Genomic DNA, 25,387 nt, shown 5'->3' on the forward strand with positions numbered 1-25,387 from the left:
ATTTCTCTCTGATTATGCAAACGAAATCCCCACAAAAAGTTAAGCTAAATCACTTAATTGCTAAAGATTTTATATTGATTTGAATTCAAAATAGATCTGAGTAAGTAGCACACATGCCATTCATTTTAGCAAATAACCCATTTCTCTAGCGTGACTAATTTTTTGAATTTGTCAGTTTAAGAACTTATTAACTTGATTAACTACATAAAATATCAAATAAAGTACGTTATTACTGATTAATGTCATAAACTTTTTCGAATGCCAGAAAATAGTGTTAATTTTCATCTTTCTATCTAAAAGGTACTTTTTCATGACGAATTTAAAAGCCTTGAATTATCATTTTCATGAAAAAAAGTTTTTGCTTAACAATACTGATATTTAGTGTCTACTTCCAAAATTTTATTTGTTATTCAAATGAAATAATTAACCCCTTAATTAAAGTAGAAACGGCTGTAGTTTCCAGTTTTTCGACATCTCCCGCGGCAGATAGTAATGGTACCATTACTATCTGCCAAGGACAAAAGGTAACCTATACAAACACATCCGCAGGAAATGGGTCTAGCCTCACTTTTGCTTGGTCTTTTCCGGGAGGTGATACAGATTCAGCCGCTACTGAAGGCCCGCACACGATAACATATAACATTGCGGGAAGCTATACTGCTACTTTAATAGTGAATGGCGCTAGTAGTAGTGTGAATGTGGTAGTTACCAGTCCAACAAGTACGGCAGTAATTGCATTAGTTGAAGGGAACGCTTGGGGAACTTCAACATTTAACGGAAAAACGTACTTTACCTATTGTTCGGGCAACTCAAGTGCTCCTGGAGGTTTATTTTCCTTTGTAACCAATTCTACAAATACATCCGCCCAAACCCAACATTTATTTGATTGGGGAGATCTTCAAAGTGATAGTTACACTGGAAAAAATTTATCAGATCCCTTTCACGATTATGAAACTTCAGGAACGTTTCAATTAACTTATACCCTAGTAAATCCCGGAGGATGTTCCATAACAAAAACCTATGATATTTATATTGGTGCCAGTCCAACAGCGACCATAAACTCAGGTGGAATTCCCGTATTGTGTTCGCCAGGAAGTGTCACTTATAATATTTTTGCAGGGGCTCAAAATAGTCCTAATACACAATATACTATTCAGGTAAACGACGGAAGTAATCCAGTAGTATTTAACCATCCGCCACCTGCAACTTACACACACAACTATACTATAACTTCGTGTGGTGTGAATTCAAACATAAATGGAACATCTTATCCAAATTCGTTTCAGGCTTCTATAACCGCATCCAATCCTTGTGGAACCAGTACTTCTGCTATTGGTCCAATTAATATACAAACTCCACCAGATGCTGATTTTACGAGAACACCAAACAACAATTCCATTTGTATAGGAACTTTAGTAACATTTAATAACACAACAACGGGTGGTTTAAATATTGGACCAGCACCTAATTACACATGTACAAGTACTTATAAAAAATATTGGACAATAACAGGTCCGTCAGGAAATATCGCGGTTACTTCTGATGGATTATTAGTACCAAATTCATTTATATCTGCTGTAAGTAATTTTGGATTCAATACTAATAAACCTAATAATTCAGGAGCATGGACAAATACTGCATCTGATCAATTAAATATTACTTTTAATACTCCAGGAAATTATACAATAACTCTATATACAGGTTCTAACTCATGCGGTATTACGTCTGAGTCGCAAACAATTTGCGTCAATCCTGAGGTAATTGCAGATTTTACATTAGACCCTGCATCCGGTTGCGCACCTGTAACCGTAGTTTTAGATAATTTATCAAGTTTGCCAAGTTGTTCAAATACAAACTCGTACAGATGGCAAATTACTCCTTCTAATCCAGAAAATTGTCCAAGTGCAACAGCACCAGGTTGGAGTTTTACCACAGGGAATTCCACTTCATTTGAGCCAGTTATTGACTTTACTAGTCCGGGTGTTTATACGGTTCAATTGACCACATCGCTTCAAAATGCAGTGGCGGGTTTACTTTGTGAACCCGACGTAAAATCGCAGACTATCACAATAAAAGGAAAACCATCAACCACTTTAACTTCGGAAACAATTTGCGAGGGTACTACTATAACTTTAAACCCAACGGTATTTAATTGCTATGCAACACAAGAAGTAGCTTATACTTGGGATTTTGGAAGTACCCCGCCCACTTCCATTTCTAGTACTACCGCGAGTAACCTCACCGTTACATTTGCAACGGCAGGAACCTATAATTATAGCTTAACTTTAACTAATGAATGTGGAAGTAGTGTGTTTTTAAGCAGCATAACAGTTAATCCTTCGGTACAAATTTCGGCTTCTGGTCCCGTGGCCACTTGTTTAAATACAAGTGTACAATTAACAGGTGCAATTAGTGGTGGCGCAACTACTGGTTTATGGACGGCTTCTGTAACAGGAGGTATTTTTAATCCTAATAATACTGCTTTGTCGCCTACTTATACACCTCCTTTAAATTATACAGGTGCTATACAATTTACGCTTACATCAGCAAAACCCGAAGGTCCTTGCGCATCAAAATCAATTACATTTCCTGTAAATTTTAATGCACAAGCAACTGTTGACGCAGGAAATTATCCTGTGCTTTGCCAAAACGCATCACTTCAGCTAAATGGAATAATTGGTGGGGCTGCTTCATCTGCTACGTGGTCATCTTCGATAGGAGGTACATTTTCAAATATAAATAGTGTAACGAGTACTTTTACACCCCCTGTAGGGTTTACAGGACCAGTAGAGTTAACGCTAACTACTAATAATCCCGATGGCCCATGTAATGCCGAAGTAGACATTGCTACATTTACAGTAATTGAAACCCCAACAATGAACCCTGTAAATGATTTTGTTGTGTGTCATAATACAGCGATACCACAAATTATTTTTACCGGTACTAATAGTACAAATTACTCATGGACAAATAACAATTCACTCACTGGATTAAGCGCTTCAGGAACAAATCCAATTGCTTTTACTCCAACAAATATTGGCTCAACCCCACTAGTTAGTACAATAATAGTCACTCCGTTCAACACTAGTAATGGTGTGTCTTGTGCGGGTATTCCGATTAGTTTTACCATTACAGTAAATCCATTAGGCAATGTAAACCTGCCATCTTCTCAAGTGGTGTGTAATGGCGCGCCTACTACTGCTATTGCTTTCACAACGCCAAACACAGTTGGCACCACTACCTATAATTGGTCAAGTAGCAATCCAAATATCGGATTAACACCTACCACAGGTTCAGGTAATATAGCGTCTTTTAATGCGATCAATAATGGTACAGTACCATTAGTAACTACTATCACAGTAACCCCTACTTTTTCAAATGATGGAAGCAGTTGTCCCGGTGCGACAAAAACATTTACCATTACTGTGAATCCAACCGGGCAAGTAAAACAACCTGTTGATGAAACATTTTGTAACGGCGCTGCGGTAATACCAACGGCTTTTGCTACTTTAAACACGGGCGGAACTACTACCTACGCTTGGACAAACAACACAACAGGTTTTGGTTTAGCGGCTAGTGGGACAGGTAATTTGCCTACTTTTACAGCAATAAACACAACAAACACACCCATAATTGCCACTATCACAGTAACCCCCACTTTTACAAATGGAACTGTATCATGTGCAGGCCTTACTAAAACATTCGCAATTACAATAAACCCTTCCGGAAAACTAGATGCATCTACGCCGCAAGTGGTTTGTAATGGAACAAGCACTGCAGCCATTAACTTTACAACTATAAATACTGTTGGAACCACTAGTTATGCTTGGACAAATAGTGCAACAAGTATTGGTTTAGTTGCTTCTGGTTCTGGAGACATTGCTTCTTTCAACGTTGTAAATACAACCAGCGCACCAGTAATTGCTACAATTACAGTAACGCCTACTTATACAAACAATGGCGTTAGCTGCACGGGTTCACCAATAACTTTTACCATCACGGTAAACCCTACTGGTCAAGTTACTGAACCTTTGGCACAAACATTTTGTAATGGAGCAACTACTCCTTCTATACAGTTAAATACCACTAATACGGGCGGTACTACTACGTATGCTTGGACAAATAACAATACCACTATTGGTTTAGGAACTAGTGGAACAGGTAATATTCCGTCATTTCTTGCTTCAAATACTACCAATGTTCCTATAGTTGCTACTATTACAGTAATACCTACTTATACAAATGGAACTGTATCTTGTGCCGGTCCTTCAAAAACGTTTACCATTACCATCAATCCGTTAGGGCAAGTACAGCCAATCACTTCGCAAGAGGTTTGTAATGGAACACTCATTTCAACGATTAACTTTACTACTACCAACACCGGTGGCACTACTACAACTTATGCTTGGACAAATAGTACCCCAAGTATTGGTTTATCTGCAACAGGTTCAGGAAATATAGCTTCTTTCAACGCCTTAAATACTACCTCTTCGCCCATAATAGCTACTATCACCGTAACGCCAATTTATATCAATAATAGCGTTAGTTGTGCAGGAATAGCAGAAACGTTTACCATTACCGTAAATCCGAGCCCTGTAGTAAGTTTTTCTCCAATAAATCAAGTACTTTGTTCGGGTGACACGTCTGCTTTGGTTACTTTAAGCAGTGCCACAACTGGGTCAACCTTTTCGTGGGTAACAACACAGCCAGCAGGCATATCAGAATCGATTGTGCCTTCAGGAAGTACGACCATCCCCGCGCAAACTTTTACCAACACTACTAAAGCACCGATAACAGTTACTTATGTAGCAACAGCTTCTTCAAGTGGCAGTTCGAATTGTCCAGGTAGTCCCTATAATTACACCATTACAGTAAACCCAAGACCTAGTATTACTGAAAGTTTTACTGATGCTATTTGTAGCGGAGAAAGTTTTTTTATAACTCCAACTGATTCCACTTTAAATAGTATTCCCACAGGTACAACCTACTCCTGGTCGGCTCCAGTGGTTACTGGCAGCATAACTGGCAGTGTTGCAGCAACAGCTCAAACTACAATTACAGGTACTTTAACTAACCCTACCAATACGGTTCAAACGGCAACGTACACGGTAACACCAACAAGTACTGGTTGTGTGGGCGCGTCCTTTACGGTGGTAATCAGTGTGAACCCAAAACCGGTTATACCAGCACAAACAACTGCTATTTGTTCTGAAACGGCATTTACAATAACCCCTACAAATGCAGGCGCTATGATTGTTCCAACGGGTACAACTTATACTTGGACAGTTGCTGCAAACACAAATATTACGGGTCAAAGTGCATCAACGGCAACAGGAATAACCAGCATTAGCCAAACATTGACCAACACTACCAATACGGTTCAAACATTAACATACACAGTAACTCCTACTTCGGGAGCTGCAGGAAATTGTGCAGGAACTCCTTTTACAGTAACGGTAACGGTAAACCCAAAACCTAGAGTTGCAGACTATGCAGTCTCAAGTTGTAGTGGCAGCTTATTTGTAGGAACGCCATCAAGTACTTCGCCAAATAGCATTCCAACAAATACTACTTATAATTGGACAGTTACAAATCCAACAGGAATAACAGGAGCTAGTAATCAATCAACCGGGCTTGCTAGCATTGGACAAACACTAACGAATTTAACAGACACTGCAATAAATGTGGTGTATAATGTAACTGCATCATCGGGAATTGCGCCAAACAATTGTACATCTACTTTTGCGGTTACGGTTACGGTAAATCCTACACCAACGACTTTAAATTTAGCAAACTTAACCTATTGTAATGGCGTTTCAACTTCTGAGATTGTGTTTACAAACAATGTTTTAGGAACTACATATTCGTGGACAAATTCCAATATTGCGATCGGATTAGCCGCTTTAGGAACTGGAAATGTTCCTGTGTTTACCGCTACAAATGCTGGAGCAGCCCCAATAACATCTACTATATCTGTGATTGCTACAGCAAACGGATGTTCAAGAACAGCGGAAACATTTACTATCACTGTAAATCCGAGTCCGATAGTACGTTTTTCTCTACTAAATCAAGTACTTTGTTCGGGTGATACTTCGGCTTTGGTTACTTTAAGTAGTACTACATCGGGGGTTGCTTTCTCATGGACGGCAGTTCAACCTATTGGAATTACAGGAGTTATTACTTCTGGAACAGGAACTATTCCTACGCAAACGCTTGTGAACACAACTAATGCGCCAATAACAGTTACTTATAAAGCAACTGCAGCTACTAGTGGCGCTTCAGCTTGTGTAGGTGTAACTTATAATTATACGATTACTGTAAATCCAAGACCTAGTATTACTGAAAGTTTTACCGATGCTATTTGTAGTGGAACTTCATTTACAGTAACTCCATCAAATTCTACTTTAAATAGTATTCCAACGGGAACTACCTATTCATGGAGTGCTCCAGTTGTGACAGGTGGAGTAACAGGTGGAGCTGCAGCAACAGCTCAAACGACAATTACAGGAGTTTTAAATAATCCAACTAACACAGTTCAAACAGCAACTTATACGGTTACACCAAAATATGGTGATTGTGCTGGAGCTTCTTTTACAGTTTTAATTAACGTAAATCCAAAGCCAATTATAACTAACCAAACTGCAACAATATGTAGTGAAGCTGCTTTTACAATAAACCCTATAAATTCAGGCGCTACGATTGTACCTTCTGGAACGACTTACACCTGGACAGTTGGTTTAAATCCTAATATTACAGGAGCTAGTGCTTCTTCAGATTCTGGTATAACTACTATTAGTCAAACATTAGTAAATGCTACTAATACAGCACAAATTATTGATTATACTGTAACCCCTGTTTCTGGTGATACAGGAAATTGTGCAGGATCTACTTTTACAATTACTATAACAGTAAATCCAAAACCTCTTGTAGTTGATAGTACACCAGCTATTTGTTCAGGAACTTTGTTTTCAGGAACTCCAACAAACGGAGCTGGTTCTATTGTTCCAGCAGGAACAACGTATACTTGGACAACACCTTTAAGTAATCCTTTAGGTGCAATAACGGGAGGCTCTGCTCAAACAACTGGTGTAAGTACTATTGGTCAAATACTTACCAATACAACTACAGCACCCGCTACTTTAGAATATACTGTTACACCTACTTCAGGTACTTGTGCTGGCACGCCGTTTACTATAACAGTAACTGTGAATCCAACACCAACCACTTTAGGTTTAACCAATCAGACCTATTGTAGTGGAGTTGCAACTTCTGAAACCATATTTACAAACAATGTTTTAGGAACTAGTTATTCGTGGACAAACTCCAATACTGCGATCGGATTAGCCGCCTTAGGAACTGGAAATATTTCTGTATTTACCGCTACAAATGCTGGAACAGCCCCGATTACATCTACTATATCTGTGATTGCTAAGGCAAACGGATGTTCTAGAATAGCAGAAACGTTTACCATTACCGTAAATCCAAGTCCTGTAGTTGCTTTTTCACCTGTTGCTCAAATTCTTTGTTCAGGAGACACTTCAGCTTTGGTTACTTTAAGTAGTACTACCGTTGGAGCTACGTTTACTTGGACGGCTTCACAGCCTGTAGGAATTACTGGAGTAATTACCTCAGGAACAGGAACTATTCCTGTGCAAACGCTTGTAAATACGACTAATGCACCAATAACAATTACTTATGTTGCAATTGCAACTACTAGTGGTGCTTCAGCTTGTGCAGGTATTACTTCTAATTATACGATTACTATAAATCCAAGACCTAGTATTGATAATCAACCTGTAATTGTTATATGTAGTGAAGAAAATTTTATAGTGTCCCCACAGAATAGTGTACCAGATAATGGTACATTAGTTCCTGTTGGTACAACTTATAATTGGACTATAAGCAACAATCCAAATATAACAGGAGCAAGTGCTGGGTCTGGGACAGAAATAAGTCAAACTTTAATTAATCCAAGTAATACTATACAAAGTATTATATATACTGTAACACCAATCGCGGGCATTTGTACAGGCGATCCTTTTACAATTACAGTAAATGTTTTTCCAAAACCAGATATTTTATTTAGTATTCCTAATCAAACAATTTGTAACGAATACTCAACTACTCAAGTCGATTTAATGTCTACATTAACTGGAAATATTACATTCACATGGAATGCAACAATTCCTTTAGGAATTTCTGGAGCTACAATTTCTGGAACAGGTGTAATACCATCGCAAATATTAACTAATACAACAAATGCACCTTTAACTATAATGTATTCTGCAATTGCAACATTTAACAACAATGGTTCATCTTGTGTTGGGACAGTTTATTCATATTCAATTACGGTAAATCCTACTTTATCCTCATCCGGTAATTTATCTAATTATAACGGCTATAACATCAGTGTGTTTGGTGCTGCTGATGGGGCAATCAATCTTACTACAATGGGTGGGTCTGGTGTTTATACTTATAGCTGGACAGGTCCAAATGGATATACCTCAGTAAATGAGGACCTATCTGATCTGGTTGCAGGCGCTTATACTGTAACTATTAATGATAGATATTGTGCACCTCTTGTGTTCACTTTTATACTTACACAACCACCTGAATTATTAATCCAAGAAGATTTAAGCTTAACAATAAATTTAGAATGCTATGGAAATTCAAATGGAGCTGTTGGTGTATCAATTACCCAAGAATCTGTTTCTCCTTATGATTTTGAATTATATGATAGTTTAGGAAATCTTGCCGGTTCACTGATCAATTCTACAAATTTAAATCCCCAGTTTACAGGTTTAATTGCTGGAATATATTCTTTAAAAGTGATTGATACTAATGGCGGATTCAAGATTTTAGCTGGATTGAAAGTTTCGCAACCAAGTGAAATTATAATAACTGCCACTACAACTCCTATAACTTGTTATGGCGGAAATGATGCCTCAATAACTTTAATAGTTACGGGCGGCGTAGGCCCTTATTTAGTCACTTGGAATAATTTAGCAACGGGTTTATTTCAAAACAACTTAGCTACAGGAAATTACACTATCACTGTTACAGATCTTAATAGGTGCATCAAAACGATTACCGTAAATATTCCTGAAGCGCCAATTTTTACAATTAACCCTTTAGTTGTCAACGTTTCTTGTTTTGGAGCTAATGATGGAAGTATAAATTTAAATTTAATTGGAGGCATCTCTCCATTAACATTAACTTGGGCAGATGGGAGTACTGCAGGGTTGATACGAAATAATTTACCTCCTGGAACATATGCAGTCACTATTTCAGATGGAACACCTTGTCAAATTAGAAGGAGTTTTATCATTGTTGAGCCACAACTTTTAGCGTTAGATGCAAATGTAACTAATGCTTTAGATTGTAATAATGCTAATAGTGGAGCTATTAATTTATTAGTTTCCGGAGGAACTCCTCCTTTTTCTTACGTTTGGTCTAATGGATCAGTAACAGAGGATTTGATCGCTGTTCCTGCAAGTAATTATGTAGTTACCGTTACAGATGCCAGAAATTGTAAAGCTTCTGGAAACTATTCTATAGTACGTCCATCAGCTATAGTCTTGAAAGTTGAAACAATAACCGACTTTAATTGTGAAACTAAAACTGTTAAGCAATCATTTGTTGCAAAGGCCTCGGGAGGAGTTCCGCCTTTTCAGTACGTGTGGTCAAGTGGTTCTACAAGTGGTTCTAATAATGAAATCATGAATACTTCTCAAAATGGTTTGGTTATACTAAATGCATTAGATTCTCGCGGCTGTAGTTCGACTTATACTTTTGACGTAAAGATCCCTGAGTTAGGCAATCCGTCATTTACAACAAGATCAAAAGGTTATGATACTTATAGCTTTTATTCAATTGAAGATCCAATTCAATTCTCCAATACTGCTAGTGGAGATTTTATAAATGTCGCTTGGGATTTTGGAGATGGGACGTTTTCAAATGAAAAAAATCCAATTCACATTTATAAGAAAGAAGGGACTTATGTTATAACTCAAACAGTCACTTATCCCTTTGGATGTGTATACGTTCATATAATTACCTTAGAACTACAAAAAGGATATATTTTGATCCCTCCAACGGCATTTACTCCCAATAATGATGGTATCAATGACTATTTTGCTCCTGTGTTTTTAGGATTAAATGATATACATTTTGATGTTTATGATACATGGGGCAGTTTAATTTATTCTGAATCAGGGGAAAACATTAGAGGCTGGGATGGTAAAATCAATGATAAAGAAGGTGAAAATGGTAATTACTATTTCATAATCACTGCGAAAACCTTCTATGGAACAACAATTAATGATCGTGGAGCATTAGTACTTATAAATTAAAAAAAATGAAGTTTAAAATTCTATTTACGATACTTTCTTGTCTCTTTATCGGTGAAGTAAAAGCGCAAGACCCGATATTTACACAATATTTCCTCATACCAGAAACGTTAAATCCTGGTTTTTCAGGTTTTTTAGAAACAACTTACGCCGGGATTATTAATCGATCTCAATGGCCAGATTTAGATTTAAAAATCGATACTGATTATGCTTTTTTTAATACTTGGAACGAAAAAATGAATAGTGGTATAGGCTTTAGTGTCTTAAATCATCGAGAAAACAATACCAAATATAGTTTTACTCAATTCAACGTAAATTATGCCTATAAAGTTGCGCTTAATGATGAATGGTATTTTAGACCAGCCATAGAAATTGGTTATGGTACTAAGTCATTTGGCTTTGATAATCTATTATTAGCGGATCAAATTAATATTGGTTCTGGGGCTATTAATCCGGTTAGTGGAGATCCATTAATTTTGAACGACCGCTTTAAGTTTTTTGATTTTACGGCAGGAATGGTAATTAATAATGAAAATTCATGGTTTGGGCTTTCTTTAAGACACATCAATAAACCGAATATTTCGTTAGTTGCAGATAAGAACCTGCCCCTAAATATGTTTTTTTCCGCCAATACAGGATATGAATTTTTAGTTGCGGACTATTTAGACGTGGTTTTATTTCCTTATGAAACTAAATTTCTAGTCACAGCAAATTATATGAATCAAGGGGAATACAACCGATTGGATTTTGGAACTTCAATTATGTTTAAGACCGTCTTTTTCGGTGTTTCTGCTGCTACAAACCCTTGGTCTAAAACAGACAATAGTCGGTTAGTTAATTCAATGAATATTTATGCTGGATTACAATATGAACATTTAAGATTTGGTATTTCTCATGACTTTAGCACATCAAAAATTGGTAAAACTGGTGGGATTTATGAATTGTCATTGACCTATCAATTTGATCTAGATATCAAATGTTTTGGTTGTCCAAATTACACTACAAAATACTAAATGTTAAAGCTCAATAAATAGTAGAGACCATTTGATTTATGAAAATAATCGGATATGCTTAATCAGTCATCGCAAAAACTTAAAGATAAAGTCGTAATGCATGAGCTAAGTAATAAGAACTCTACTATTTGTTAAATCGTTTAGTCAAAGATATTTAATTTCAAAAAATTGTTTTTTAATAAATTTTAATTTCTTTGATAATAGTTTTCTTTTTCTAAAGATTATTTTTTTTGCATTTTTATAAATTTCTTTTTAGCATAACTGTCTGCAATAAAATATGATTATAGTAGCAAATAAGTTCTACATCACCACTGATCTAAATATGGGGATTGTAAGTTTTTCGAAGCAAGCTGCACTAATCCAATTTAGCTTTACCCATAAGAATTATAAGAAAAGAGTTTAATAACTAATTACAGCTCTTAATTTTTATAACGTTGGCAGACCTTATAATGCGCAACAAGAAGAACTATCTCTATTTACTATCGGCTATTTAAAAATGAAAAAGGAAAAGCGTACATTACTACATTTATGGATGTTGAATGAGAAATTCTTTGGCTACTGAACAAATTACGATGACAAGGAAGAAAACTCAGTGGAAACTTGTGACTTTAAATTTGGTAGAAAATTAACCTATAAACTTTACGAATTAGAAACTAACGAATTAGAACAAGAATTAATTAAGGAATTACAAAATGTGGTAGTCAGTTTTGCTTCAGAGTTCGATTTATCTTTAATCAATAAGTCTTCAATTAATGAGATAATGGATTATTACTATAAGAAAAAAAATAGTCCCTTCCCTTAACTTTTAATTTTATCAAACCTATAGCAGTTTATATTTCTAGTTTTACAGTAATAGCGATTTCTATACTTACTGCAAATTCCAGCTATGTTGACCATCCCTTTCCAATTAATAGTGAGCACCTGATTCCAATTCAAAATTTAATAGCGATGTACGAATATTGTAAAAAAATACTCTATCTGTTTAAAAAAAAGTCTGAAATTTTAAACAAAATAAGATATCATAAAAAAACTCATGCTATAAAAAGCTAGAATTCAACATGAAATTACCTAAATATTCTTTTTTTGCGATTAGTATCAATACTAAAAATAGCTTTAAAAACTAAATTTACGATATCAGTATAATATTTAATTCAAATCAAATGAATTATTTAAAAAAGATTAAATAAAAACTTGGTCACCTATTCAGCCACCCTTAGAAAGCAAAAACCTCTTAATCAGTCGATTAAGAGGTTTTTAAGTACCCGGAGCCGGAGTCGAACCGGCACGGTTTCCCACAGGTGTTTGAGACCAGCGCGTCTACCAATTCCGCCATCCGGGCTTAGCAGACAAAGACAGCAACAGCTATCCCAACGCAATAAAGAGATTTCTAGTGGTAGCTAAAAATCTTTTCCTTTAACACGCTGCAAATGTAAAAAATAATATTAAATGTTCAACTAAAAATACTTAATTATTTCCTTTCAGAGTTGAATAAATTTTATAAATTTGCACCTCGTTAAAAACACAACACACAACTAACTACATTCGAGGTAAATACAAACCTATAGTTATTGATCATTGATTTAGCTAAACGGTTTGCAAAGCAGCGAAATAAAAAACAACAACTAAATGTCACACCTAGAACCAGAAGCGAAGATTTTTGCGTGTTCACAAAGTGTCTATCTTGCTGAAAAAATAGCAAAACAATACGGGATTCCTTTGGGAAAAATCACGACATCTCATTATAGCGATGGTGAATTTCAACCTTCTTACGAAGAGTCTATTCGAGGTTTACGAGTATTTATTGTTTGCTCCACTTTTCCATCAGCAGATAATTTAATGGAATTATTGCTAATGATTGATGCTGCAAAACGCGCTTCAGCCAGACATATAACAGCAGTTATTCCTTATTTTGGTTGGGCAAGACAAGATAGAAAGGACAAACCAAGAGTTCCAATAGGAGCTAAATTAGTAGCTAATTTACTAGATGCTGCTGGAGCTACAAGGGTAATGACAATGGATTTGCATGCAGACCAAATTCAAGGTTTCTTTGAAAAACCAGTAGATCATCTTTTTGCATCCACTATATTTTTACCATACGTAAAAAGCTTAGGATTAGAAAATTTGACAATTGCTTCTCCAGATATGGGCGGTTCTAAAAGAGCTTATGCCTACTCTAAATTTTTAGAATCAGATGTGGTAATTTGTTATAAACAAAGAAAAGAAGCTAATATTATCGACACCATGGAATTGATTGGGGATGTAAAAGGTAAAAATGTAGTCTTAGTTGATGACATGATTGATACCGGCGGCACCTTAGCGAAAGCCGCAGATTTAATGATTGAAAAAGGAGCCTTGAGCGTGAGAGCGATTTGCACGCACGCAATTTTATCAGGAGACGCTTACGAAAAAATAGAAAATTCTAAACTATTAGAATTGATTGTTACCGATTCTATTCCTTTGAGGAAAGAATCTAAGAAAATACGAGTATTGAGTTGTGCACCATTATTTGCAGATGTAATGCACATGGTACATCACAATAACTCTATAAGTGGGAAGTTTATAATGTAAATTTGGCGGTTTGCTTTTTGCTTTTAGCTTACAGCATTTCTCGATTTAATTATAATAAACAAGCTTAAAGCCAAGTGCCAAAAGCTAATAGCAAGTATAATATTAATAACTATAATAAATTTACAATGAAATCGATTACAATTAAAGGATCAGAAAGAGAAAGCGTGGGCAAAGTTGCGACTAAAGCCTTACGTAATGCTGGATTGGTTCCTTGCGTATTATACGGAGGAAATCAGGCAGTTCATTTCTCAGCAGAAGTTATGGCATTTAAAAACTTGGTTTACACTCCAAACGCGCACACAGTTGACATCGAACTTGCAAATGGAAAATCATTTCACGCAATTTTGCAAGACATTCAGGTTCACCCAGTGTCTGACAAAATTTTACACATTGACTTCTTCCAATTATTTGACGACAAAGAAATCACTATGGAAGTTCCTGTGAAAATTGTTGGAAAATCAAAAGGAGTTATGGCAGGTGGAGATTTACGTTTGAACACTCGTAAACTTAAAGTAAAAGCGTTACCGAAAAATCTTCCTGATTTTATCGAAGCTGATATTACTCCATTAGACATGGGTAATAAACTATATGTTACTAAAGTTGCTTCGCCTGATTACAAAATCATGCACCCAGACAACACAGTAATTGCTCAAGTTAAGATATCTCGTGCCGCTATGAAGGCAGCGCAAGAAGCTGCAAAAGCAGCAAAAGCTCCAGTAAAAGGAAAGAAAAAATAATATTTTTTCAAGCATATTCAAAAGCATCAGTTCTACAACTGATGCTTTTTTTATTTCTTGTTTTTTAGGAGCAGTTGATTTGTTTTCATAACACCATTTCTCCCGCTTTCCATTGCAATCTTTTTATTCGCTAAAAGGCTCATAAAAAGGATTTCCACTACAATCGCGGCTAGTTTAGACGTCTTAACTTTTAATGATTATGCTATCACTTTGTCATTCCCAGGAACAAGGAATCTCTGCCATACGTCATTATAGCTACTATAAAGTTCTGATTACACACAAGTTATTACCAACATCCCCCACATTGTCATTCCGAGGAACGAGGAATATCTACAATATTTGCCTATTTTTTGTTAGTTAGTAGTTATGGGAATAGATTTTATTGCCAAAACAATTTAAATTATAAATAGCTATTTATATCGAATCAGGAGCAGTTGATTTGTTTTCATAACACCATTTCTCCCGCTTTCCATTGCAATCTTTTTATTCGCTAAAAGGCTCATAAAAAGGATTTCCACTACAATCGCGGCTAGTTTAAACGTCTAAACTTTTAATGATTATGCCATCACTTTGTCATTCCCAGGAACAAGGAATCTCTGCCATACGTCACTATAGCTACTATAAAGTTATTATTAAACGAAAGTTATTACAAACATCCCCTATATTGTCATTCCGAGGAACTAGGAATCTCTACAATATTTGCCTATCAGTTTTACATTAACTACAAAAATTTTACTATTTCCAAGATAACACTACAACTGAAAATATCTAAATATCTACGCTACAGAATTATGAATTAGTTTACTTTTGCAAGATGATAAAATGGATTCAAAAACTATTTTCACCTGTAAAAACAGAAGATAATATACCAAATATAAAACCGGAGATTCAAGAAAACCAAAATAATATAGCAAGCGTGAGTAAGAAATTTTTAATAGTAGGACTTGGTAACATTGGAGCTGAATATGTAAATACAAGACACAATATTGGTTTTAAAATTGTCGATTTTTTAGCTAGAAAGGAAGGAATTTCGTTTGAAACTGTAAAACTTGGTGCGCTAGCCGAATATAAATTTAAAGGCAGAACCTTTCTACTTCTCAAACCCAATACCTATATGAACTTAAGCGGCAAAGCAGTTCAATACTGGATGGAAAAAGAAAAAATTCCATTAGAAAATATTTTTGTGATTACTGATGATTTAAATCTTTCTTTTGGCAGTATCCGCATTAGACTTAAAGGAAGTGACGGTGGACACAACGGCTTAAAAAACATTAATCTAGTACTGAACACTCAAACTTATGCACGGTTTCGTTTTGGTATAAGTGATGAATTTAAAAAAGGAAAACAAGTAAATTACGTACTTGGCGATTGGGACGATAATGAAAAAGCAGCGCTTCCAGAACGTTTAGAAACAGCATCAGAAATTATAAAATCCTTTGGAACAGCAGGTTTAGAAAATACCATGACTTCGTTTAATGGGAAATAGACAATTAAGCACTTTCATCACTGAAACAGCCTATTATCTTAAATCTTTTGTTTAATTCTAAAAATTCAACTTACGCTAAATTCACTACATTTGAGAAATTTCTTGACTTTAAAAATGACGCTTTTATGAAAATCGCTACTTTAATTTTTTTTTTCACAGTTCTTCTTACCTATAGTCAGCAAAGCATGTCCTTAAAAAGCAGTGAAATAAACCCGAAAAATGGTTATTCTAGATGCTCTACTAAAGAGTATGAGGACTATTTACTTAAAAAAAATCCAAAAAGATTAAGCGCTGTTCAATTTGAAAATTGGATTGCACCAATTATAGCGACTGAAAAACAAAAGAATAAAAACAACAAAACGAAGCAAACTCAAGTTGTATATAACATTCCTGTGGTGATTCATGTTATCCATAATGGCGCTCCAATTAACACAATAGCATCGCATACATCAGAAAACATTTCTTACGCACAAGCGTTATCTCAAGTTACAGTAATGAATCAAGATTTTAGGAGAATGGCTGGTACTCCCGGAAATGGTTCAACAGGTTATAATTTAGGAGTAGATTGCGAGATAAACTTTGTATTAGCAAAACAAGATCCAAATGGATTACTAACCAATGGTGTTGATCGCGTAAACATGGGGCAAACCGCTTGGTCAATTGAGAATGTAGATGACATAGTAAAACCTCAAACACAATGGGATCCTACAAAATATTTGAATATGTGGGTTGTAAATTTAGTTGATAAAACTATCCTTGGTTATGCTCAATTTCCATCAGGTTCAACTTTACCTGGCATAGGATCTAACGGAGGACAGGCAAAAACTGATGGTGTAGTCGCTAGTTACGATGCCTTTGGGACTACTACGGTTAATGACGGATCGTTTACCCTAAATTCGAATTATAATTTAGGGCGTACCATGACCCATGAGGTAGGACATTGGCTGGGATTAAGGCATATATGGGGCGACGACGATGAATGCACGCCTGCTAACAGCACAACTGGTGATTATGTTGCGGACACACCTGATTCAAACATAGCGAATTATGATTGTGTAACTATTTCGCATTGTACTGGAAATGATATGATCGAAAATTATATGGACTATACTAATGATGCTTGTATGAATACGTTTACCGCGGGACAAAAAGCACGTATGATTGCCGTAATGACAAATTCCGAAAGAAGAAAAGAATTATCTAGCTCTAATGGCAGCACACCCGGAGTCGTATATGCTCTCGACGCAAAAATTACAAACGTTGCGATTTCTGTTGATGGTTGTAATAAAACATTTCTCCCATTCATAACGATTGAAAACAGAGGAACAACAACTTTAACTACTGTTTCAATAAATTACAAGCTTGACAACGAGTCTGCAAAAACCTATTTATGGACAGGTAATTTATCCCAATACGCAACAACAGATATACATTTATCCTCGATAGTGTCAACGGACGGACCACATAATTTCACTGCATCAATTAACACTATAAATAGTCTAAACGACTTGAATACAACTAATAATACTTTCTCTAAGGAATTTATACAGGCTTTAAAATATGACGTGGCAACTACAACAGTGAGTTTGGCACTACAATGTGATAGGGACGGCTCAGAAACTACCTATGAACTAAAAGACAGCAGAGGAAATATAATTTACAATGGAGGCCCGTTCACTGACATTACATCATCAACATCCCTAAATCCTGTAATTAATGATACTTTCAAATTAATAGATGGTGAATGCTACACCTTTACCATCTATGATTCATACGGCGACGGAATAGCAACTAATGGCGGAAAAGGGAGTTATACATTAAAAGATGAAAATAACATAATTATAACATCTGGAGGCGTATTCACAGATACTGAATCTAGATCATTAGTGATTACTACAATAGCCTTACAAAACTTTGAAGACACGAAGGGAATAAATGCTTATCCCAATCCAGCTACAGAAGTTTTGAATCTAAAAGTTTCGAAAAGTTTCGGATTACCAAATAGCGTTACGATCATCGATATATTAGGAAAAATAGTCTCTACAAAAATTATTTCAACTCCAGCAGACTTGTCTATAAACACTTCTTTCTTAACAAATGGAATTTACTTCATCACAATTCAGAAAGAAAACGAAAAGAAAACACTTCGATTTATTAAAAAATAAAATTATAACATAAGTAAAAAAGGATTGATATTTTCAATCCTTTTTTACTTATGTCAAATGGTTATCTTAAATTTGCGTCACCATAAAACAATTGCTTTGAAGATTTTTCATTCTATTACCGATTTTCGTTCGACAAAAAAAACAATTATCACATTAGGCACATTTGATGGAGTTCACATTGGACATAAAAAAATACTTGATAAAGTACTACAAAATGCTAGTGGTGGAGAATATGAAAGTTTAGTTCTTACTTTTTTCCCGCATCCTCGAATGGTGCTGCAAGGCGACTCTGATATTAAATTACTGAATACAATAGATGAAAAAATCGAATTACTTGAAAAAATTGGTCTTGACAATTTAGTAATACACCCTTTCGATCAAGTATTTTCAAGATTAACCGCCGAAGAATTTGTTGATAATATCCTTGTAAAACGCCTTCATGTTCACAAAATTATAATTGGTTACGATCACCGCTTTGGTCGAAACCGCACTGCGAATATTGATGATCTTATCGCTTTTGGAAAACAATATAATTTTGAGGTCGAACAAATATCAGTTCAGGAAATAAATGAAATTTCTGTTAGCTCTACAAAAATTAGAAACGCGCTACTTGAAGGAAATATGACATTGGCAAATGACTATTTAGGATATAGTTACTTTTTAACTGGAACTGTAGTTCAGGGAAAACAATTAGGTAGAACAATTGGTTTTCCTACTGCTAATTTACAAATTAAAGAAAATTATAAATTAATTCCGCTTAACGGAGTTTATATAGTATCCAGTATTTTTGGCAAAAAAAAGTTTTTCGGAATGATGAATATTGGATTTAATCCAACAGTTTCTGGACAAGAAAAATCGATTGAGATTAATTATTTTGATTTTGACGCTGATTTATACAACCAAAAAATAAGTGTAAACATTTTACATAGACTTCGCTGCGAACAAAAATTTGAATCAGTTGATTTACTAAAAGAGCAACTTCAAAAAGATAAAATTGAAACATTGCGCTACTTAAAGCTCTAAACACCTCTTTTTTATTAGATATTTTCAATTTTTTTTGTACATTCACTTTAAGTACGTTGCGAATCAAAAATTATTTTGACTCTTAAAAAAAATTAACATGAAAATACCCAAAGAATTAATAAATGGATTCATCATCTTTCTTGGAATAGGAGCTTTTTTCTTAGTGATTAATGGACTAGGTTTAGCAGGTAATTATCTTTTGCGATTTTTTAATATAACTTTTATATTTTATGGAACACTGAGAACATTACGTTACAATTTACGTGAAGGTAATAACTCATTACCATCAAATGCAGCTTCTGCGATATTAACTTCGTTTTCAGGCGTAATTTTGAGTGTTATCGGTTTAATAATTTACATCAGCATTCAGGGTGGCGACGCATATATAGAATCGCTATCAAGAAACTTCCTTTTTGGTGGAACTCCATCAGTAATAAGGTATGCATTTTCATTATTATTGGAAGGCTTTGTGTCAGCTGGACTTGTTTCGTTTTTATTGATATTATATTGGGAAACAAAATATAAATCAGACAAACATGGTGCTAAAAAATAAAAATCTATCATTATAGACAGCAAGTGTAGCTCGTGAGTTTTAATAATAATTTCAAAATTAAAATAATAACAATCCCACATTTATTGTCTTTTTTGTTTTGGTTTAATCTCTATATCGCGCAAAAGTTTAACAGCTAGCGAAATATGCCACACTATTTCTTCTTTCACAAAATAGTGTGGCTATAAAAAATTAATTAAAATTTTTACTTAGTTAATGGTTTTTGTTTTAATCAACAATTCATCATTTCTATGATAAATGACATTCACAGCATCACTCCAAAGCTTAAATTTAATTAGTCGAAAATTAAGTTGAAAAAATAAATAATAAAATTCCAATTTGCTTACCGTCTTACTACTATTTTGGAACTAATTAATTACTTTTACGGCTCATAAATTTACATAAATGAGTATTACAAAACATAACTGGACAAAGGAAGAGATCATCGAAATATATAATAAACCTATGATGGATTTGCTATACGAAGCAGCTTCAATACATAGAGAACATCATGATCCGAATGTGGTGCAAGTTTCTACTTTACTTTCGATAAAAACAGGTGGTTGTCCGGAAGATTGTGGATATTGTCCGCAGGCTGCAAGATATCACACTGAAATAGAAGGGAATGATTTAATGTCAGTAAGTCAAGTAAAAGCGCAAGCATTACGAGCGAAATCAACTGGTTCATCACGTGTGTGTATGGGTGCAGCTTGGAGAAATGTAAAAGACGGACCCGAATTTGACCAAGTTTTAGAAATGGTACGCACCATCAACAAACTGGATATGGAAGTGTGCTGTACTCTTGGCATGATTACTGAAAATCAAGCGCATCGTCTAGCTGAAGCAGGCTTATACGCTTACAATCACAATCTAGATACCTCTGAAGAATATTATAAGGAAGTTATTTCTACACGTGGATTTGAAGATCGTTTACAAACTATCGAGAATGTTCGTAAAACGAATGTAACTGTTTGTAGTGGTGGCATTATAGGAATGGGCGAAAGTATTGAAGATCGAGCAGGAATGTTAGTTGCTTTGTCTACTTTGAACCCACAACCAGAATCTGTTCCTATAAATGCTCTTGTGGCTGTTGAAGGAACACCGCTTGAGGAAGAAAAACCAGTTGAAATTTGGGAAATGATCAGAATGGTTGCGACTACAAGAATCATTATGCCTGAAACGCAAGTTAGATTATCTGCTGGAAGAATGAATATGAGCCGTGAAGGTCAGGCGATGTGCTTTTTTGCAGGTGCCAATTCTATTTTTGCTGGAGATAAGTTACTAACTACACCAAACCCAGATGTAAACGAAGACATGAAAATGTTTGAAATGTTAGGTTTAAATCCTCAGAAACCTTTTACAAAAGTTTCACAGCCTGCAACCGTAGAAGCAGCTGATTCTCAATTTTCTCCACTAGGTGAAAAACCCAAATGGACTAGACCAGAACATAAAATTGAAAGAAATTTAGAAGCTTCTACAAAAAACAAATCATTGTAATTTCATTTTTTAGTCTCTAATTTAGCTTTAAATCTAATTTATATCGCTCCTAGTATAATCGCTAGGAGCTTTTTTTTAGACTCTAACTTATAAATTTTAAATGACTATCCTATTTTACTGCACTACAACTTTCTTTACAATACTTTCTCCGTTTACTAGAACAATTGTAATTATTAAAACTTCATTACTTCTAAATGATCTAGCTACTCGAAATTCAGTATTTCCAATTTTAGTTTTATTGTAAAGCTTTTTACCGGATATACTAAAGATTTGAACTTTCTCAATACTTAAATTAGTTGAATTTATCTTTACTTGGTTGTCATTAGCAACTACAAAAATACTATTATCAATAGTATTAAAATCAGTCATATTTAAGTTTTTAGCAGAATAACGCAATACAAAACGGTCATTAAAAATTCCAATTTTTGTATTAAAAGTGTAATTTGAATTCTTTAGATTTATAGTAATTTTTTCTAATTTATCCTCAAGAAATACAGACTGATTTGAAAGTATACCATCAACTTGATCAATAGCGATGGTGAAAATTCCCGCGATAGCACTAGAATACCCCAATGGAATTGTGTCATTATTATCAAAAGGAAATGCTCTCCCTTGAATTATTAAACGCCTTTCTTGAAGAATACTGTAAAAATCTATAAATTTATTTCCGTTGAAACTATCGCCATCAAAAGCTGAGTCATAATCATCTGTGGCATTTTTAGTATACCCTATCAATATTTGTTTAAAAGCTCCTTCTTCATTGGATAAATTCAACCAAATCCTATGCTTTTCAACGGCTCTGCTTTTTAAATTTAGTTTTGATGAAGTTCTAAAAAAAGACGAATTTTGACTAATAATTCGCATACTGTTATTAAATATAATGGACCCAGTGTTACTCTTACTAGATGTAAAAAATGCTTGACCAGATGCAATATTTCCATTTGGTTTGTTTATATTCACTCCTGAACTTATGGCTGCACTTGTACCAACACCTCCTAAAAGGTTATACACTGCATAATCATCAGAGGTATAAACATTGTTTGTAATTGGCGTATTATGTGTCCAAAAATAAATTGTGCCGTGTAAGACTCCAGCATTTGCTTGTAAGAACACATCTGCATTAATCGCTGACGGATAAGGATTACCAACAAGATTCGATGTTCCATTTCCCGCCTTTGGAACTATTATCTCTCCGTTATATGGGATACCTTCAAAACTTACCTCGTATATTGAAGAAGTTGTATTTGAAAAATTTTGAGGCCCTCGAATAATATATCCCTTTCCTATTTGCATTTTGTTAGTGGGGGTTTCTCCCGTCCAAAAATTATTCACAGCATTAAAAGAATAGAATTTATCAAAAGGAGTATCGGGAGATAGGTCAATCAATCGTTGATTTAAAACTGGCGAAGACCAATAACTGTAATCTGTTTGAATTATTGGTGTTGTTTTTCTTTTTGCAATTACAACTCCTGTATTAATAACGGAATCATCTTGTTGATAAAGGGAAGCGTTATTTTGAAGAACAATTGCGCCGTTTCCTGCATATTCCATATCTAAATCTAAGGTAAAGCCATCTTTTACAGTTACTTTTTTTCCTGTCGCTATAGTACAAGAACATGATTTAGTATTAGTCTCTATTGTGTAATCCTCATTGAAAATAAGTGATTTTCCTAAATCTGGAAATCCATTACTCCACTGAACTCCATTCCATAAAGAGCTACTTGTACAAATTTTCAATCTTGCAATACGATGCTTTGTAACCCCTAAAACTGAATTAAAAGTTCCGCCTATAATTAATTTAGCATCGGGAGTAAAACACATGGTAAATAATGTACCATTTAAGCCCGCTGAAAAGGTTATATCTCTATTCCCATCAGGCATTAGTCGCAAAAAACGTTGTGCTATGGCTCCTTTATAGGTTCCAGAGAATGTCCCTCCAATTAGTAAGCGGTTGTCTGGTTGCACTAAAATTGTTCGAACCTCACCATTACTAAAGCCAGTACCAGCATTAAAACTAGTATCAATATTTCCTACGGAATCAATTCTGATAATTCTTTTATTGGCACTACCCTTAAAATTTAAAAAATTCCCACCCACAATGATACTATTATCGGACTGAAGTGCCAAGGCGTACACATTTTTATCAAAACCTATTCCTGTTGAAAAAGTAACATCTAAACTACCATCAGGATTTAAGCGAACTATTTTATTATAAAGCGTTCCATTAAAGTTTGAGAAACGACCTCCTATTAGAATTTTGCCATCATTTTGAACTAAAACAGTTTCAACAGTTCCATCGAAACCACTGCCGGTATTGAAACTGGAATCAATCAAACCTGTAGCAAGCAATCGCACAATTCTATTGACTACAGTACCATTAAAAGTGATAAAACTACCGCCAGCAATTAGCTTTCCATCGGATTGAAGTGCGAGAGTATTCACAGTACCGCTCAATCCAATGCTGTTTATAAAACTGGAATCCAAAGCACCATTAGGCATAATCCGGCAAATGCGATTAGCAGCTACACCGTTATACGTAGAAAAACTGCCACCAATAATAATTCTGCCATCTGCTTGCACAACCGCAGTCCGTATGGTGGCACTAGCTCCAGAACCTGCTACATTAAATGTAGTGTCAGATGAGCCATCGTTTAAAAGTCGCGCGATCCTCGTAGCATTAGATCCATTGAACTTAGCAAAATTTCCAAAAGCCATTATCTTATTATTTGGCACAACTATCACTTTTAAAACGGAATTGTCAAAGCCAACACCTGATGTGAGATATCCAACATCTAATGTGCCTTCCTGATCAATTCTAGCGAGCTTCCCTTTGGTTTGAGAATCAAAAGCTACAAAAGAACCACCAATATACCATAGATTATCATCGGACAATGATGCTGTGATGACCGTTGACGATGGCCCTGCGCCAATATCAAACTCAGGAATGAAAAGTCCATTACTATTTAATAAAAATAAGCGGGTAACCTTATCAACATTATAAGTCCCTGTAAAAGAACCTCCCACTAAAATTTCTCTATTTCCACTAATTTTGATAACCGAGACATAGCCGTTGCTTAATCCAATGCCTGTTATAAAACTATTGTCAATATTTCCATTATCGTCGAGCCTAATTATACGATTTGCAACAGCTCCTTTATAATTTAAAAAATCTCCGCCAACGAGAATTTTACCATCATCCTGAAGAGCAATCGTTCTAACATCGTCATCAAATCCAGTTCCAATACTAAATGTCGTATCTATGCCACCATTCGTATTTAACCGAGCAATACGGTTTTGAGAACTTCCATTATAATTCGTAAATGTTCCACCAATGATTACTTTTCCATCAGCTTGCGTTTGAACGTTGTTTATAAAACCACTAGATATTACAGCAGTAATAAACGAAGAGTCTAAACTCCCGTTTGGTAAAATTCTAGCAATTCTATTTACAGGCATTCCATTATACATTGTAAAACTACCGGCAATGATCGTTTTTCCATCGCTTTGAACTACTATCGAATAGATAACTCCATTCGTAGCAGCAACTGTTGTATTAAAAGTCGTATCTCGAGTGCCATCTTGATTTAAACGAATCAATCGTCCCACTGGAGTTGAATTATACGAGGTAATAGATCCTCCAAGAACTATCTTACCATCGGCTTGAATAAAAGAGGAATACACATTACCTATAAAACCTAATCCTACTACAAAAGAAGTATCTAAAGAACCATCTGGCATTAACCTACATATTTTAGGAGCTGCAATACCGTTAAAAGTCATAAAATCACCAGCTACAATTAGCTTTCCGTCTATTTGTAAGGAAGCGGTCCGAACATCGCCGTTAAAACCATCTCCTAAGGTTCCATCATCAAAAGTATTGAAGGTTTCATCAACAAATCCTTGTTGAGAATATGCAGGATTAATTGATAAAGAGCTAAATGCAATTATGAAATAAAGTATTTTTGTGTTCAAGTCTATATAGTGTAAGAATTAATACTA

The 25,387-nt window shown here is 35.1% G+C and carries 11 protein-coding genes and 1 tRNA gene; 10 read left to right on the forward strand and 2 right to left on the reverse strand.

All coding sequences use genetic code 11. The annotated features are described in order from the left end of the window. The first annotated feature begins 344 nt into the window (after positions 1–344). The 3 genes from BUA99_RS04060 to BUA99_RS04070 all read left to right on the forward strand — a co-directional run bounded on the left by BUA99_RS04060 (position 345) and on the right by BUA99_RS04070 (position 12,164). The gene (locus tag BUA99_RS04060) at positions 345–10,352 is read left to right on the forward strand and encodes a PKD-like domain-containing protein (RefSeq protein WP_072988558.1); all 10,008 of its coding nucleotides are present in this window, start codon (positions 345–347) and stop codon (positions 10,350–10,352) included. Positions 10,353–10,357: 5 nt separating this feature from the next. Next, a complete protein-coding gene (locus BUA99_RS04065) occupies positions 10,358–11,362 on the forward strand; it encodes a PorP/SprF family type IX secretion system membrane protein (protein ID WP_072988561.1) in 1,005 nt (334 codons plus the stop codon). A gap of 592 nt (positions 11,363–11,954) precedes the next feature. Continuing rightward, positions 11,955–12,164: a hypothetical protein gene (locus tag BUA99_RS04070; protein WP_072988565.1), complete on the forward strand. Its 210-nt coding sequence runs from the start codon at positions 11,955–11,957 to the stop codon at positions 12,162–12,164. A 457-nt stretch (positions 12,165–12,621) separates the two neighbouring features. Here the strand turns inward: BUA99_RS04070 and BUA99_RS04075 are convergent. Beyond that, positions 12,622–12,701 (reverse strand) — tRNA-Leu (locus BUA99_RS04075). Between the two features lie 287 nt (positions 12,702–12,988). Between BUA99_RS04075 and BUA99_RS04080 the strand changes: the two genes are divergently transcribed. The 7 genes from BUA99_RS04080 to bioB all read left to right on the forward strand — a co-directional run bounded on the left by BUA99_RS04080 (position 12,989) and on the right by bioB (position 21,388). Next, positions 12,989–13,930: a ribose-phosphate pyrophosphokinase gene (locus BUA99_RS04080; RefSeq protein WP_072988568.1), complete on the forward strand. Its 942-nt coding sequence runs from the start codon at positions 12,989–12,991 to the stop codon at positions 13,928–13,930. Positions 13,931–14,055: 125 nt separating this feature from the next. Beyond that, positions 14,056–14,667, forward strand: coding sequence for a 50S ribosomal protein L25/general stress protein Ctc (locus tag BUA99_RS04085; RefSeq protein ID WP_072988570.1), 612 nt, complete (start codon positions 14,056–14,058; stop codon positions 14,665–14,667). An 814-nt stretch (positions 14,668–15,481) separates the two neighbouring features. Then, positions 15,482–16,153, forward strand: a complete 672-nt coding sequence (gene pth, locus BUA99_RS04090) for an aminoacyl-tRNA hydrolase (RefSeq protein WP_072988573.1) — start codon at positions 15,482–15,484, stop codon at positions 16,151–16,153. 125 nt (positions 16,154–16,278) lie between these two features. After that, positions 16,279–18,318, forward strand: coding sequence for a M43 family zinc metalloprotease (locus BUA99_RS04095; RefSeq protein WP_072988575.1), 2,040 nt, complete (start codon positions 16,279–16,281; stop codon positions 18,316–18,318). A gap of 96 nt (positions 18,319–18,414) precedes the next feature. Beyond that, positions 18,415–19,341 (forward strand): bifunctional riboflavin kinase/FAD synthetase, encoded by a 927-nt coding sequence (locus BUA99_RS04100; RefSeq protein ID WP_072988766.1) that lies wholly within the window; start codon positions 18,415–18,417, stop codon positions 19,339–19,341. A 97-nt stretch (positions 19,342–19,438) separates the two neighbouring features. Then, positions 19,439–19,894: a hypothetical protein gene (locus BUA99_RS04105; RefSeq protein WP_072988578.1), complete on the forward strand. Its 456-nt coding sequence runs from the start codon at positions 19,439–19,441 to the stop codon at positions 19,892–19,894. Positions 19,895–20,296: 402 nt separating this feature from the next. After that, complete coding sequence (gene bioB, locus BUA99_RS04110) at positions 20,297–21,388, forward strand: biotin synthase BioB (RefSeq protein ID WP_072988579.1); 1,092 nt, start codon at positions 20,297–20,299, stop codon at positions 21,386–21,388. 114 nt (positions 21,389–21,502) lie between these two features. On the opposite strand, the gene BUA99_RS04115 is transcribed toward bioB, so the two are convergent. Beyond that, on the reverse strand, positions 21,503–25,360 hold the full coding sequence (locus BUA99_RS04115) for a T9SS sorting signal type C domain-containing protein (RefSeq protein ID WP_234972900.1): 3,858 nt from the start codon (positions 25,358–25,360) through the stop codon (positions 21,503–21,505). Positions 25,361–25,387 lie beyond the last annotated feature (27 nt).

Origin of the sequence: Flavobacterium segetis, assembly GCF_900129575.1 — a bacterium.
Classification (GTDB): domain Bacteria; phylum Bacteroidota; class Bacteroidia; order Flavobacteriales; family Flavobacteriaceae; genus Flavobacterium; species Flavobacterium segetis.